At 71.0% G+C, this 13919-nt stretch carries 12 protein-coding genes; 3 read left to right on the top strand and 9 right to left on the bottom strand.

Going from position 1 to position 13919, the window contains the following annotated elements; genetic code table 11:
* Nucleotides 1–87: 87 nt before the first annotated feature.
* From AB0M54_RS33395 to AB0M54_RS33360, 8 genes are all read right to left on the bottom strand, one after another.
* Nucleotides 88–462 carry a nuclear transport factor 2 family protein gene (locus AB0M54_RS33395; protein ID WP_364475710.1) on the bottom strand — a complete coding sequence of 125 codons (375 nt, stop codon included), beginning with the start codon at nt 460–462 and terminating at the stop codon, nt 88–90.
* Nucleotides 463–492: 30 nt separating this feature from the next.
* Nucleotides 493–1638 carry a cytochrome P450 gene (locus AB0M54_RS33390; RefSeq protein ID WP_364328764.1) on the bottom strand — a complete coding sequence of 382 codons (1146 nt, stop codon included), beginning with the start codon at nt 1636–1638 and terminating at the stop codon, nt 493–495.
* A gap of 95 nt (nt 1639–1733) precedes the next feature.
* Nucleotides 1734–3107, bottom strand: coding sequence for an amidase (locus AB0M54_RS33385; protein WP_364475708.1), 1374 nt, complete (start codon nt 3105–3107; stop codon nt 1734–1736).
* Nucleotides 3104–3970, bottom strand: a complete 867-nt coding sequence (locus tag AB0M54_RS33380) for a ScbA/BarX family gamma-butyrolactone biosynthesis protein (RefSeq protein ID WP_364328758.1) — start codon at nt 3968–3970, stop codon at nt 3104–3106. Before AB0M54_RS33380 ends, AB0M54_RS33385 begins: the two co-directional genes overlap by 4 nt.
* Nucleotides 3967–5856 (bottom strand): beta-galactosidase, encoded by a 1890-nt coding sequence (locus AB0M54_RS33375; RefSeq protein WP_364475706.1) that lies wholly within the window; start codon nt 5854–5856, stop codon nt 3967–3969. The genes AB0M54_RS33380 and AB0M54_RS33375 overlap by 4 nt, the downstream gene beginning before the upstream one ends.
* The gene (locus tag AB0M54_RS33370) at nt 5853–6857 is read right to left on the bottom strand and encodes an alcohol dehydrogenase catalytic domain-containing protein (protein ID WP_364328752.1); all 1005 of its coding nucleotides are present in this window, start codon (nt 6855–6857) and stop codon (nt 5853–5855) included. Before AB0M54_RS33370 ends, AB0M54_RS33375 begins: the two co-directional genes overlap by 4 nt.
* A gap of 62 nt (nt 6858–6919) precedes the next feature.
* Nucleotides 6920–7846: an inositol monophosphatase family protein gene (locus AB0M54_RS33365; protein ID WP_364475704.1), complete on the bottom strand. Its 927-nt coding sequence runs from the start codon at nt 7844–7846 to the stop codon at nt 6920–6922.
* Nucleotides 7843–9084: an aspartate aminotransferase family protein gene (locus AB0M54_RS33360; protein ID WP_364328746.1), complete on the bottom strand. Its 1242-nt coding sequence runs from the start codon at nt 9082–9084 to the stop codon at nt 7843–7845. The genes AB0M54_RS33365 and AB0M54_RS33360 overlap by 4 nt, the downstream gene beginning before the upstream one ends.
* 206 nt (nt 9085–9290) lie before the next feature.
* Here AB0M54_RS33360 and AB0M54_RS33355 point away from each other — a divergent pair, with 206 nt between their 5' ends.
* Nucleotides 9291–10100 carry an SAM-dependent methyltransferase gene (locus AB0M54_RS33355; protein WP_364328743.1) on the top strand — a complete coding sequence of 270 codons (810 nt, stop codon included), beginning with the start codon at nt 9291–9293 and terminating at the stop codon, nt 10098–10100.
* A 69-nt stretch (nt 10101–10169) separates the two neighbouring features.
* On the opposite strand, the gene AB0M54_RS33350 is transcribed toward AB0M54_RS33355, so the two are convergent.
* Nucleotides 10170–11417 carry a Gfo/Idh/MocA family oxidoreductase gene (locus AB0M54_RS33350; RefSeq protein ID WP_364328740.1) on the bottom strand — a complete coding sequence of 416 codons (1248 nt, stop codon included), beginning with the start codon at nt 11415–11417 and terminating at the stop codon, nt 10170–10172.
* A gap of 72 nt (nt 11418–11489) precedes the next feature.
* Here AB0M54_RS33350 and AB0M54_RS33345 point away from each other — a divergent pair, with 72 nt between their 5' ends.
* Nucleotides 11490–12596 carry an ROK family transcriptional regulator gene (locus tag AB0M54_RS33345; protein WP_364328737.1) on the top strand — a complete coding sequence of 369 codons (1107 nt, stop codon included), beginning with the start codon at nt 11490–11492 and terminating at the stop codon, nt 12594–12596.
* 107 nt (nt 12597–12703) lie between these two features.
* Nucleotides 12704–13918, top strand: coding sequence for a sugar ABC transporter substrate-binding protein (locus tag AB0M54_RS33340; protein WP_364328734.1), 1215 nt, complete (start codon nt 12704–12706; stop codon nt 13916–13918).
* Nucleotide 13919 lies beyond the last annotated feature (1 nt).

Genomic DNA, 13919 nt, shown 5'->3' with positions numbered 1-13919 from the left:
CAGAAAGTTGCCGGTGAGCGTAACTCCATTCCGTGTCTAATGTGTAGCCTTCGGTAATGTAGTGATCATCACCTCGAAACAGGATTTTCAGAACATTCCATTGGGTACTCTGGACCCTTCTGGAACGGGTTGCTCGACATCCCAGTGCTCAACGATTCGGCCGTTCTCCAGCCGCCACAGGTCGACCACCGCGAGCCCCTCGCCCGATTCGCCCGGCAACTTCATGTTGTGGTGCACGGCCACGTGGTCACCGTCGGCCAGGATCAGCTTGATGTCCGAGCTGCCGCCGTAGAACGCGGCCTCGGCCAGATGGTCCAGGTAGGCCTGTCGCCCGGACGGCGCGTCCGGGCTGTGCTGCACGAAGCCCTCCCCGAGGACCTCGGTCAGCCGGCTCAGGTCACGATGCGTGAAGAACTGTTCGTAGCACTCGCGGATAATCTGCTTGTTGCGGTCCGCCGACATTGTGTTTCCTCCGCTTCGAATCGGTGGTGCTCACCAGGTGACGTGCAGTTGCCGAATGCCGTGGAAGTCCATGGATTCGGTGACGGGGAGTCGCTGAGAATGCTCGCTGAGACGCAATCCCGGCAGCCGATGGAAGAGCCGGGGAAGCGCGACGTCGAGTGTGGCCCGGGCCAGCAGATGCCCGATGCACTGATGCGGCCCGAACCCGAACGCCAGATGCTGCCGGGCATTCGGCCGGTCCGGGTCGATCCGGTCCGGGTCCGGGAACCGGTCCGGGTCCCGGTTGGCCGTCTGCAGGCTGAGGACCACGCCCTCGCCGGCCCGGATCAGCTGATCGCCCGCCCGCAGATCCCGGGTGGCGACCCGGGCGATGCCGAGCTGGACGATCGTGTGGAAGCGCAGCAGTTCGTCGGAGGCCACCGGGTCGCGGCTGAGACCAGGATCGGTCAGCAGCGAGTACGCCCCCAGCGCGAGCATGCTGGCCGAGGTGTCGTGCCCCGCGCCGAGCAGCAGCACCAGGTTGTGGATGGCCTCCGGCTCGGTCAGCTCGCCGGCCGCCACCGGCCCGGTCATCAGCCGGCTGATCAGATCGTCCCGGGGCTCCGCGGCCCGCTGCCGGACCAGGCCGCGGAGCAGCTCGGTGATACCGCGCCCGGCGGCCAGCTTGTCCTCGTCGGACCGCTCGCCGTCGGTGAGCACCTCGGTCAGATGCTCGAACTCGTCGTGGCACTCGTAGGGCACCCCGAGCACCCGGCAGATCACGCCGGACGCGACCGGAAGGGCGTACCCGGAAACAAGATCTTTGGGTCCCGCCCCGTCGGCGAACCGCTCCGCGCATTCCGCGGCCACCTCCTCCAGCATCGGCCCGGCGAGACGGGTCGCGGCCACCGTGAACTCGGCCGCCACCATCCGCCGTAGCCGCCCGTGCTCCGGCTCGTCCACCCCGATGAACGTCCGGTTCAGCGGCGGCGTCTCCACGGCCGCCCCGAACCGCGGATAACCCGGCCGGGTGGCGTCCGAGCTGAGCCCCGGCTCCTTCAGCAGCCGCCGCACGTCGTCGTACCGTGTGACCAGCCACGCCTCGGCCCCGCTGGGCAGCACGATCCGGGTGGCCGGCCCGGCCTCCCGCCACGCGGCGTAAACCGCCGGCGGATGCAACGGCTCCTCGCGACTCATCGGGTATCGAACCGGCGCATCCACCCGCAAAGCGGCGCCCGAAGCATCCCCCTCACGCCCCCTTTGCTCTGCGCACTCATACTCACCTCCTGGTCTCATGACACCCTCCAGTTCGGCGATCGGGGCAGGCCGGGCATGGTCCGGACCCGCTCGATCTCCCGCCCGAGCTCCAGCAGGGCGACGTCGCCGCCCGGCGGGCCGATCAGCTGGAGCCCGACCGGCAGCCCCTCGGCCGTGACACCGCAGGGCACGACCAGCGCCGGGCAACCGGCCATGGTGGCGACGGTGGTGAGCGGCCACGAGGCGGCGACCGCGCCCAGGTCGTCGAGCGGCATCCGCCAGGGCAGCACCCCGAACGCCGGGGTCACCAGCACGCCGAGATCCGTGCGCTGGGCCTTGGCGTGCACGGCCCGCGCGGCGGCCAGCCGGGCCGGCGACAGCGATCGTCCCGCCTCCACCTCGGCCCGGATGCCCGCCCCGAGCCGGTCGGAGAACCGGTCGACCGCCGGCCCGTGCAGCACCGCGGCCCGATGCGCGAGCAGGTCCACACAGGCCTCGTGCCACCCGTCGACCTGGGGCGAAGCCGCCTCGACCCGGTCGCCGAGCGCCGCCGCCACCACGTGGGCGCAGATGTCCGCGATGGCCGGATCGACCGGCACGCGACCGCCGAGGTCGGCGCTGTAACCGATCCTGCTCACCGGCGGCGCGGCCGGCTGCGACGGCGCCATCGCCCGCAGCATGAGCAGGGCGTCGTCGACGTCCCGGGCGATCGGTCCGTGCACGGTGAACCCCGGCACCGGATCTTCCGGGAAGGCCGCCGCCGGCACCAGGCCGGGCGTGGTCCGCAGCCCGACCACCCCGCAGAACGCCGCCGGGATGCGGATCGAGCCGGCCGTGTCCTCGCCGTGGGCCAGCCAGGACGTGCCGGACGCGACCGAGGCTGCTGCTCCGCCGCTGGACGCGCCGCAGCTCAGGGCCGTGTTCCAGGGGTTACGGGTCGGTCCGAAAAGGTCGTTCGTGGTCTCCGGGCCGGACAGGAGCTCGGGCACGTTGGTCTTGCCGATCACCGCCATGCCCTGTGCTTCCAGTCGTCGCACCAACGGGTCCGAGGTGCTCGCGACCCTAGGCGCACGACCAGGAGGTGAGTATGAGTGCGCAGAGCAAAGTAGCGAGCCGAGGGTGGTGGGCAAACCGGCGACGTCGAGCACGTCCTTGACCGTGATGGGAAGGCCGGGCCGCGGCGACGCCACGCGCAGCGGCACCGCGTTGATCACCGGGTCCACCGACGCCAGCTGCGCGAGAGCGGCGTCGCGGACCTCCTCGCCGTCGAGCCGGCCCGATCGGAGCCGGGCGAGCACCTCGCGGGCCGACAGGGCGAGCAGGGCATTCGGGAGGGCCTGGGCGGGCTGGGTGTGCGGGGCGGGCTGGGTGTGCGGGGCGGGCTGGGTGTGGGGGGCGGGCGGGCTCATGCCGACGGCCAGTGGGCGCGGGCGGCCAGCTTCTCGAACTGGCGCACCTCGGTGTGGAAGCCGTCGGAGCGGCGGGCGACCGTGACGGAGGCCGGCGAGTCCAGCTCGACGAAGCGGAAGAACTGGAGGGACACCGACAGCGGGGCGTAGAACGGGTCGCCCGACGTGGCGATCACGGCCTGGCGCATCGCCTCGGTGAGCAGCATGCCGGGGGCGTGGTCGGTCGGGTTGTCGAAGAAGTTCGGGTGCTCGGGGTCCACCCGCAGCCGGAAGCCGGCGCCGTGCGGCGAGATCACCACGTCGCGGGCGAGGGCGCGGCCGGCCGTGTGCGGGTCGACCGGGGGCGGCATCGTGGCCCGGGACAGGGCGACCGTGGCGGGGTCGCGGCCGCGTACCTTCAGGTAGGTCTCGTTGGGCGGCACGATGGCCTGGCCGGTGCCGGTGGCGATGCGGTCGCCGCCGCGGAACAGGGACATGCCGATCGTCGTCTGCATGATGCTGTGCGACGCCGTGGAGGCGGGGCGGGCCGTGGTGAGCTCGACGATCAGCTCGGTCGGGTCGGCGGTGACCTTCAGGCCGGCCGGGTCCACGGTGAACTCCACCGACCGCATGATCTGCATGGTGGCCAGCGGCACGTCGTCGACGACGTGGGCGATCAGCAGCGCGGCCTGGCGGAAGGTCTCCAGCACCAGGATCGGGTCGTGCGTCTCGTGGTCGAGCAGCGTGTAGTAGCCGCCCAGCCGCGACCAGGCGGCCCCGGCGGTCAGCGTGCTGCCCTCCTTGGCGTACGAGGTGATCAGCACGGTCGTCGTGTCGCCGCGGTCGACCAGGGCGCGCGGCACCAGCGTGTCGAAGGTGATCATGAGAGCTCCAGGGAGAGGCCGGCGGGCGGGAAGGACGGCAGATCCACGTCGGACGTCGCGACCGCCACGTCGAACGAAGGGGCGTGCAGGTAGGCGGCGCCGAAGGCCGGGAGGTCGGCGGTGACGACGCGGTCGCCGAGCTTCCGGCGTACCAGAACGGCGTTCTCGGTGGGGTTGAAGGCGAACAGGCCCACCGGATGGCCGGCCGGGTCCTCGTGGACGAACGCCACGCCCGGGTCGCTGGCCGGGTGGGCGTAGCGCGGTGCCGGCAGCAGCCGGGGCAGCGTCTCGGCGGCCACGGTGATCGGCACCAGCACGTCGCCGATCTCGGACCAGCCGGGGCGGGCCCGCTCGGCCAGCAGGATCACCGAGCCACCGCCGTCCCGGTGCCGGCGCAGCAGCGCGAGCAGCGCGTCGTCCGGATCCTGGGCGCCCAGCGGCACCAGCCAGACGTCGCCGACCCGCTCGTGCGCGGCGCTGCGTTCGGTGAGCACGTCCACCCGGTACTGGTGGTCGGTCATCAGCGCGATCGAGGCGTCGATCGCGGCCCGCAGCACCGCGTCGGCCGGGCCGTCCGCCTCGGTCCACGCCGCCGCCCGGGCCAGCACGTCGGGCACCAGCAGGGCGAGATCGGCCGAGAACCGCGCGCCGTGCGGGACCTCCGGCGCCCGGAGCAGGTCGCGCAGAGCGTGCAGGGCGTGCAGGTTCGCTCCGGTACGCCCGTTCTCGTGCAACGGGGCGCCGGGGCAGTACGGCGGCCCGTAGTCGGCCGGGTCCAGCCCCTCCGACCGCAGCCCGGCCGGGTCCAGGTCGATCTCCGGACCCCAGTGCGTGGTGGCCGTGGACGTGTAGACGCTGCACGTGGACGACCCGAGCCCGAGGGCGAGCAGCGCGTGGAACAGCACCGTGCCGGGCCGGGCGAATGATTCGTCGGTCCAGGTGAAGCCCCAGTTGTCCTCGACGTTGCTGGACCGGCGGGCGCGGACCCCGAACCAGTGCGCGGCGAACGCGTCGGCCGACCGGGACGCGTTGCCCACCCAACTCGTGTAGCCCTCGTGGAAGCCGATGTCGTCCAGGTCGGCGGTGCGCAGGAGCCAGCCGGCGGCGCTGCCGGCCACGGTCAGGTCGGGCAGCGGCAGGTTGACCGTGGCGATCTCCCGGGTGGCCGGCTTCAGGGCGGCCGCGAGCTCCTCGTACTGCGCCCTCAGCACCGTGCCGCCGTGCCGGGCCCACGCCGCGCGCACCGCCATCGGCCAGTTCCGCGGTGACGTGCGGGCCGCCTCGGCCAGCGCCGGGTCGGTCCGGGCCAGCGCGCTGATGAACGCCGCGATCGCCGGCGCCGCGAAGTCGTGCGCGGTGACCGCCCGGTTGGCGTCGCTGTAGACGCCCTCGTTGCCGAGCTGGACCGCGACCACCGGGCCGGCCGGGGCCAGATGTGGCGTCAGCACCTGCTCGTCCACGGCCGACAACCACCGGCGGACCTGCGCCGCGTACGCCGGGCCGAACGTGCTCGGCAGGGCCAGGGCCTGGGAGGTCACCGGCTTGCCGTCGGCGTCCAGCACGGCCGGCAGGGCCGGGTCGACGGTCGGGCTGACCCGGTCGGGCAGCCCGCCCAGCTGCACCTCGCCGTGCACGAACGGGCCGGGCTTGAGAACGGCTCTCATGCCGTGCGCGGCGATCAGCCGGAGCAGCCGGAGCACGTCGCGCTGGGCGTCGGTGGCGCCGCTGAAGTCGTACCCGTCGCCGTCGATCTCGTGGAACCGCCACGGGAGGTAGCAGGTCACCACGTCGATCCCGGCCGTGGCCAGGGCGCCGAGGTTGGCGTCCCAGCGTTCCGGCAGCGCGCGGTAGTAGGGGTATTCGCCGTAGAGCAGCGGCCGGGTCACGCGGCACCACCGCCCGGCTCGATGACCACTTTCAGGCCCGCGTATGCGGCCCCGCCGCCGATGCCCAGCGCGGTCAGCGCCGCGTCCACCCGGTCGAGCCCGAAATGGTGCGACACGATCCGTTCCAGCGGCAGGTGCCGGGCCATCCGCACGGCCCGCCCGAAGACCTGGCTGTTGTAGTCGCCGGCGCCGATGATCCGCAGACCACGCTGGAGCAGCTCGAGCGGGCGCACCTCGGCCGTGGCCCGCTCGTCGAAGCCCATCACCACGACCCGGCCCAGGTCGGCGGCCAGCGCGCAGGCCTCCGGCAGCAGCGACCCGACGGTGTCCACGACCACGTCGGCCCGGCTGGGCGTCTCGGTCACCGTCACGGTCGTGTCCTCGAAGAACGTGACCGCGGCGTCGCGCCGGAACGGGTCCTTCTCGACCAGCTGCACGGACGCGCCGAACTCGGACGCGGCCAGCGCGGTGACCGTGCCGATCGGCCCGGCGCCGAGCACCGCGACCCGGTCCCCGGCGCCGACGGACGCGGCGAGCAGGTTGTTGAGCACGCAGGCCAGGGGTTCGACCAGCACCGCCCGGTCGTAGGACATGCCGTCCGGGATCAGGTGCAGGAAACGTTCCTCGAGCCGCATGAACTCGGCGAACGCTCCGTCCCGGTCGATCCCGATCTCGTTGCCGGTCTTGTTCTCGCAGAAGTTGAGCACGCCGTCGCGGCACCGGTCGCACAGCCCGCAGTAGAGCGTCGGGTTGACGATCACCCGGTCGCCCGGCTTGAGCGTGGTGACGCCACTGCCCGTCTCGACGACCTCGCCGACCGCCTCGTGTCCCATCACCACGCCCGGCTCGGCCGGGAACTTGCCGAGCAGCACACCGCGGTCCGTACCGCAGATCCCGACCTGCACCACGCGCAGCACCACGTCGTCCGGCGCCGCGCAGACCGGTCGCGGCCGGTCGACCAGCTCCAGCGTCCGATCGACGCCCAGTACCAGGGCTTTCATCGTGTGACCTCCCATTACCAGCGGATCAAGGCGTGCCATTACCAGCGGATCGAGGCGTGCCATTACCAGCGGATCGTGTCGAGCAGAGCCTGGTGCAGTTCCGGTGTCGACGCGGCCACGCAGGAGCGCTGCGCCTCCGGGTCGACGGCCAGCAGGGGCGTGGGGCCGAGCGACTCGCCGTACGCGTCGGTGACCACCACCCCGGCGCGGCGGGCCAGGTAGACCGCGGCCGCGATGTCGTAGGGGAAGAGGTGCAGGATGTTGCCGCGCCCGACCCGCCGGAAGTCGCTCTCGGTCGCCGGGTGGTCGCGCAGGACCCGGTTGCCGATGTCGACGTACGCGTCGAGCTGGCCGGTGATGATCCGGCTGATCGAGAACGTGGCGCTGTTGAACAGGAAGATGCCGCCGGTGTTGGCGCTGGCGTCGACCAGGTGCGCGTACGCGTCGGTCATCAGCCGCATCGGGTGGCCGTTGAACTCCAGCGACCAGAACATCCGGTCGATCGAGGTGGTCCGGCTGAGCCGGGGCAGCGTCCAGTCGTAGCCGTGCCACTCCAGCGGCGCCGCCAGCGTGTCGTCGGCGTAGAGCCGCTTCCCGCTCTGCAGTTCGAGCAAGTGGGCGGCGCAGACGTCGGCGAGGGTCGGATCGTCGGTCAGGGGCGCCGCGGCGATCGACACGGTGGCCATCTCCAGGCCCGCGGACGCCGGCCGGGTGCCGTCGATCGGGTCGATGAGCAGCACGTGCCGCGGGTCGGGCCCGGTCGTCCGCAGGATGTTGTCCTCGGTGTAGACGGCCACCGGCTCGGGTGCGTGCTCGGTCAGGTGCTTCCAGACCGCGTCCTCGGCCACGGCGTCGATGTCGAACTGGGCGTCGCCGCCGGGGGAGTCGCCCTGCACGTGCCGGGGGAGGCCGGCCCGGGCGTGGTCCAGCACGGCGGTCCGCACGGCCTGGGCGGTGCCGAGGAGCAGGGTACGCAGGTGAGCGCTCATCGGGTCACCGCACGCAGCAGCGCCTCGAAGCGGTCGCCGATCTCGTCCGCCTGGGCCATGGTGAGGATCAGCGGCGGCCGGATCTTGATCACGTTGCCGTGCCCGTAGCGGGACGTCCGCAGGATCAGCCCGTGTTCCATGGCGCGCGCGGCCAGTTCGTTGGTCAGCGCCACGTCCGGTTCCCGGTCCGGCTTGATCATCTCGGCGCCGATCATCAGACCCACTCCGCGCACGTCCCCGATGCACGGGAAGCGGCGCTGCAGGTCGGTCAGCCGGGCCATGATCCGCTCGCCGGTGGCGGTGACGTTGGCCAGGAACTCCGGCTTGCCGACGATGTCCAGGGTCACGCTCGCGGCCGCCGCGGCCAGCAGGTTGGCGCCGTAGGTGAACGAGTGGTGGTGCCCGGGCAGCCCGGTCAGCCGTTCGCCGGTGAGGATCGCGGCCACCTGGGCGCCGCTGCCGCCGAGTCCTTTTCCGACGGTTATCGCGTCCGGTTCCACCCCGAAGTGCTGAGCTGCGAACATTTTCCCGGTACGCCCGATCCCGGTCTGGATCTCGTCCAGGATCAGCGCGATACCGTGCCGGTCGCAGAACTGTCGCAACGCCGGCAGATAGCCGTCCGGGGAAACGATGTTCCCGCCGTTGCCGGAGATCGGCTCGAGCACGATCGCGGCGACCTGGCCACCGCTCGCGTACTCCAGGAAATCGTCGAGCCGGTCCACGCACATCAGCCCGCAGGTGTTTCGGTCCTGCCCATAGAAACAGCGATAGCAGTACGGATCGGGAACCTGCACCGAGCCCGGATAGAGCAGCGGGAACGGCGCCTTCCGAAACGCGTTCCCGGACATCGACGTCATCATCATGGTCTGGCCGAGATGGCTGCGGAACAGCGTGATGACCTCGCGCCGCCCGGTGGCCGCCTGGGCCATCTTGATGGCGCCCTCGTTGGCCTCCGAGCCGCCCGCCACCTTGAGATGCACCCTGGTCAGGCTCTCGGGGGAGCAGGCGACCAGCTTGCCGACCAGGTCGTCGACCGGGTCGCTGCGGAAGGTCGAGGTCAGATGAATGGCGAGCTCGGCCTGTTTCTGAACGGCGCCGACGACGGCCGGATGGGAATAGCCGAGGCTCAGGTTGAACGTCGCCGACGCACAGTCCAGATAGGCCTCGCCCGCGTCGTCGTAGAGATAGACACCCTCGCCCCTCACCATTCTGTGGTCGCTGACCTCGTAATAGATCATGTCCCTGACAGACGGTTTCATCAGCACCTCTTGTCGAGTGGGTCTGATGCGTCTGATGTTTGGTGAGATCCGAACGCCGGTCAACGTTTGTCGTGATTGGAAAGAGTGCTTCCCGTGACGCCGAAAAATCGTGGATCACGTTCCACGTCGTGGAAATGCGCCACGGTGCGTCACCATCCCTTTTGGAGCATGTACGCTCATGGGTCATGACCGACCGCGACGTCAGCGACAAGCTGGACACGTCCATCCCGCACTCCGCCCGGGTCTGGAACTACTGGCTCGGTGGCAAGGACAACTTCGAGGTCGACCGCCAGGTCGGCGATCAGTTCGCCCAGCTGTACCCGGACATCGCGGTGGTCGCCCGGTCGTCGCGCGCGTTCCTCAAGCGCGCGGTCACCCATCTCGCCGCCGAGCAGGGCATCCGCCAGTTCCTCGACATCGGCACCGGCATGCCGACGGCCGAGAACACCCACCAGGTGGCCCAGGCCGTCGCGCCCGACGCGCGGATCGTCTACGTCGACAACGACCCGCTGGTCCTGGTGCACGCGCGGGCGCTGCTGACCGGCACCGACGAGGGCGCCACCGAGTACCTCGACGCCGACCTGCACGACCCGGCCGACATCATCGCCAAGGCCGGCGAGACCACCCTCGACCTGTCCCAGCCGGTCGCGCTGATCCTGATGAACATCCTCGGTCACGTCCCCGACCTCGACCGGGCCGACGAGATCGCCCACACGCTGATGGCCGCCCTGCCCCCGGGCAGCTACCTGGTCACCGCGGACGGCACCAACGTCATCGACGGCCCGGCGTTCGAGCAGGCCATCGGGGTGTGGAACGCGAACGCGCCGCTCTCGTACCACCTGCGGCACCCCGACGAGCTGACCCGCTTCCTGACCGGCCTCGAGGTGCTCGAGCCGGGCCTGGTCCCGTGCGCGTCCTGGCGCCCGTCGCCCGACGCCCCGCCGGAAGACCTGCGCCCGACCGACGAGTACGGCGCGGTCGGCCGCAAGCCGTAGGGCGCAAGCCGTAGTGGTGGCCCAGGACGGTATCCGCGGGCCGGATGCCGCCCTGGGCTACCACCAGACTCAGAGGCGGATCACCTCGTCGCGGAGGCGGGCCTGCTCGGCGGCCCAGACGACGCGGTGGGTGGCCAGGCTCTCCACCGGGTCGGAGGGGAGCAGGGCCGGGTCGCCGCCGGCCACGGCCGCGATGAAGGCCTCGGTCAGGCCCTCGTCGCCGCCACCGTGCCCGTCGGCCGCCGACGAGCCGCCCGCCTCCTCGGAGTCGAACACCTCGGTCTCGCCGGTGACGAAGTCGAGCAGCGTCACGTGCCGGCCATCGCCGTCGAGGTAGCCGCGGGTGCCCTGCAGCCGGGTGCGGCGGTGTTCCATCGGGGTGAACGCGCTGACCGTGAACGAGCAGGTCGCGCCGTCCGGGAAGGCCAGGTTCACCACCTGGTGGTCGACCACGTCGTTGTCGCAGGCGTAGACGCAGCGGCCGTACGGGCCCTCGCGCAGCGCCGTCCGCAGCGACTCCTCGGTGGCGATCGGGGTGACCGCGCCCAGCGGCCAGAAGTGGTCGTCCGGGTCGGCCAGGGCCTGCTCGTAGCGCCGCTTGGCCGAGTACGGGCAGGTCGACTCGACCGAGCAGTCGAGGCACCGATCGGCCGCGCCGGCCGGGCGCTCGGACGGCCGGAAGTGGCTGAGGCTGCCGAACGACGACACCCGCTCGGGCAGCTGCCCGAACAGGTGCACCAGCCAGTCGATGTCGTGGCAGCACTTGGTCAGCAGCAGCGGACCGGACTCCTCGGTGTTGCGCCAGTTGCCGCGCACGAACGAGTGCGCGAAGTGCCACCAGCCGACCGGCTCCAGGTGTTGCACGCTGACCAGTTTCCCGATCCGCCCGGTGTCCAGCAGGCCCTTGACCAGCCGGGTGTAGGGCGTGTAGCGCATCACGTGACAGACCGCGGCGATCACCTTGTTGCGCACCGCCGCCTCGACGATGGCCGCCGCGTCCTCCTCGGTCGGCGCCAGCGGCTTCTCGATGAGCAGGTGGTAGCCGAGGTCGGCGAGCCGGACCGCGGGGTCGCGGTGCATCCGGTCCTGGGTCGCGACGATCGCCGCGTCGGCCAGCCGGGGCTCGGCGACCAGGCCGGACCAGGAGTCGAAGACGAACTCGGGCGCGATGCCGAATTCGGCGGCGGCGGCCGTGCGGCGGCCGGGGTCGGGCTCGGCGACGGCGACGACACGCGCGTCACCGGTCGAGACGGCGTGCCGTGCGTACGCCTGACCCCGAAGGCCGGCCCCGACGAGAGCTAGAGTCACCGCAGACATGGCGTCCCTTCGCGTTTAATTAACAAGGACTCCATTAAAAGCACCGAGACGGCCGTACGCCAAGGGGACACGTTGACCGCGCATCTCGCCGGCGGGGATCTCTCCCGCCTCCGTCAGCTCAACGCGCACAGCGCGATCCGGACGCTGCGGGACGAGCCGTCCCTGACCCTGACGGAACTGTCCAAACGGATCGGCCTGTCCCGCGCCTCGACCGAGGACGTGGTGCGTGAGCTGCTCGATCTGGGCTGGGTGACCGAGGTCGAACCGGCGGCGGGCGGGGTGGGCCGCCCGGCCCGGCGGTACCGCTTCAACGCCGGCGCCGGCCACCTGCTCGGCGTCGACGTCGGCGGCCACAAGGTGCTGGCCCTGGTCACCGACCTGGACGGCACGGTGCTGCACAGCCGGCGGGTCGAGGTGACCACCGACCTGGGCCGGCGGGAACGGCTGGCCGCGGTCGACCGGGCCGTCACCGGGGTGCTGCGCGAGGCCGGGCCGATCGCCGACCGGTTGTGGGCGACCGGGGTGGCGACCACCGGCTGGGTCGACGGCTCGGGCCGGGTGCTGCTGTCCGACGCGCTGCCCGAGTGGACCGGGATCGACCTCGCCGCGCACGTGTCCCGGCTGGTGCCGGGCCGGGTGCTGGTCGAGAACGACAGCAAGCTGGCGGCCCTGGCCGAGACCTGGCGGGGGGTCGCCCGGTATGTCTCCGACCTGGTCTTCATCCTGTCCGGCTGGCGCACCGGGGCCGGCCTGATCATCGGCGGCCGGCTGCACCGCGGGTTCGCCCAGGGCGCCGGCGAGCTCGGCGCGCTGCCCGTGGTGGGCTGGAAGCGGGCGCCCGACCACCTGGCCGCGTGGCCGAGCGGGAGCGACATCTTCGCTGCGGCGCGAGCCGGTGACCGGGCCGCGCTGGCCGCCGTCCGGCGCTACGTGAAAGACCTCGCGCTGGGCGTGTCCGCGCTGGTCCTGACGCTCGACCCGGAGCTGGTGGTGATCGGCGGCGGGTTCTCCCGGTCGGCCGACGTGCTGATCGGGCCGCTGCGTCAGGAACTGGACCGCTGGGTCCTGCGTACGCCGGAGATCCGGGTCTCGACCCTGGCCGACGAGGGGGTGGCGCTGGGCGCCGCCAAGCTCGCCCTGGACTCGGCCGAGGACCGCTTCTCGCTCATTCGAGGATGACCGTTTGCCCCGAGTGCCTTGTGATCGGCGTCGCAGTGCACTAAATAATTTCCATGGGCTCCAGGATATTTCTGAATTTGAAACTTTGTGGCACGGCCCTGCTGGCCGTGGGACTCACCTTGACCGCCGGCGCCTGCTCCGGCGGGGACGACAAAGCGGCCGACCCCAACGAGAAGGTCACCCTGACCTACGGCGTCTGGGACGTGAACCAGCAGCCGGCCATGCAGGAGCTGGCCACGGCGTTCACCAAGACGCACCCCAACGTCACCGTCAATGTCCAGCTCACGCCCTGGGAGGGCTACTGGACCAAGCTGAAGGCCGCGGTCACCGGGGGCGCCGCCCCCGACGTGTTCTGGATGAACGGCCCCAACTTCCAGCTGTACGCCTCCAACAAGGTCATCGCGCCCAACCCGGAGCAGGTCGACGCGTCGGTCTACCCCAAGGCGCTGGTCGACCTCTACACCTTCGACGGCAAGCAGTACGGGCTGCCGAAGGACATGGACACCATCGGCGTCTGGTACAACAAGAAGCTCTTCGACGCGAAGAAGGTGGCGTACCCGAAGGACGGCTGGACCTGGGCCGACTTCCAGGACGCGGCGGCGAAGCTGACCGACGCCAAGGCCGGCGTCTACGGCACCGCGGCCGAGCTGACCAGCTTCCAGGAATACCAGTACAACACCATCGCCCAGGCCGGCGGCTACGTGATCTCGCCGGACGGCAAGAAGTCCGGGTACGACGACCCGAAGACCATCGCCGGCCTGAAGTTCTGGACCGACCTGCTCGACAAGAAGCAGTCGCCCGACCTCAAGACGATGACCGACACGGTGCCGCTCCAGCTCTTCGAGTCGGGCAAGGTGGCCATGTACTGGGGCGGGTCGTGGAACGTCTCCGAGTTCACCGGGAACGACTACGCCAAGGACAAGGTCGACGTGGCGCCGCTGCCCAAGGGTGAGAAGCAGGCGACCATCATCCACGGCGTGTCGAACGTGGTCGGCGCCAAGAGCGAGCACCCCGACCAGGCGTGGGAGTTCGTCAAGTACCTCGGCTCCAAGGAGGCGGCGGAGATCCTCGGCAAGACCGGGCCGATCCCGGCGTACAACGGCACCCAGCAGGCCTGGGTGGCCAAGTACCCGAACCTGAAGCTCCAGACCTTCCTCGACTCGGTGAGCTACGCCGTGCCGTTCCCGGTCTCCAAGAACACCGCCGCCTGGAACGAGGCCGAGCTGACCTACCTCACCAAGGCCTGGAACGGGCAGCAGCCGGTCGACCAGGCGTCGGTCGAACTGGCCAAGGCGATGAACGACCTGCTCGCCAAGGAGTGAG

Source organism: Actinoplanes sp. NPDC051470 (assembly GCF_040682035.1).
In the GTDB taxonomy this organism is placed as follows: Bacteria; Actinomycetota; Actinomycetes; order Mycobacteriales; family Micromonosporaceae; genus Actinoplanes.
This window is presented reverse-complemented; position numbering and strand designations above follow the sequence as displayed.

What these genes read in the sequence shown, in the direction of transcription:
- AB0M54_RS33395 (WP_364475710.1), bottom strand. Translation starts at nt 462, where the DNA reads ATGTCGGCGGACCGCAACAAGCAGATTATCCGCGAGTGCTACGAACAG.
- AB0M54_RS33390 (WP_364328764.1), bottom strand. Translation starts at nt 1,638, where the DNA reads ATGAGTCGCGAGGAGCCGTTGCATCCGCCGGCGGTTTACGCCGCGTGG.
- AB0M54_RS33385 (WP_364475708.1), bottom strand. Translation starts at nt 3,107, where the DNA reads ATGAGCCCGCCCGCCCCCCACACCCAGCCCGCCCCGCACACCCAGCCC.
- AB0M54_RS33380 (WP_364328758.1), bottom strand. Translation starts at nt 3,970, where the DNA reads ATGATCACCTTCGACACGCTGGTGCCGCGCGCCCTGGTCGACCGCGGC.
- AB0M54_RS33370 (WP_364328752.1), bottom strand. Translation starts at nt 6,857, where the DNA reads ATGAAAGCCCTGGTACTGGGCGTCGATCGGACGCTGGAGCTGGTCGAC.
- AB0M54_RS33365 (WP_364475704.1), bottom strand. Translation starts at nt 7,846, where the DNA reads ATGAGCGCTCACCTGCGTACCCTGCTCCTCGGCACCGCCCAGGCCGTG.
- AB0M54_RS33360 (WP_364328746.1), bottom strand. Translation starts at nt 9,084, where the DNA reads ATGATCTATTACGAGGTCAGCGACCACAGAATGGTGAGGGGCGAGGGT.
- AB0M54_RS33355 (WP_364328743.1), top strand. Translation starts at nt 9,291, where the DNA reads ATGACCGACCGCGACGTCAGCGACAAGCTGGACACGTCCATCCCGCAC.
- AB0M54_RS33350 (WP_364328740.1), bottom strand. Translation starts at nt 11,417, where the DNA reads ATGTCTGCGGTGACTCTAGCTCTCGTCGGGGCCGGCCTTCGGGGTCAG.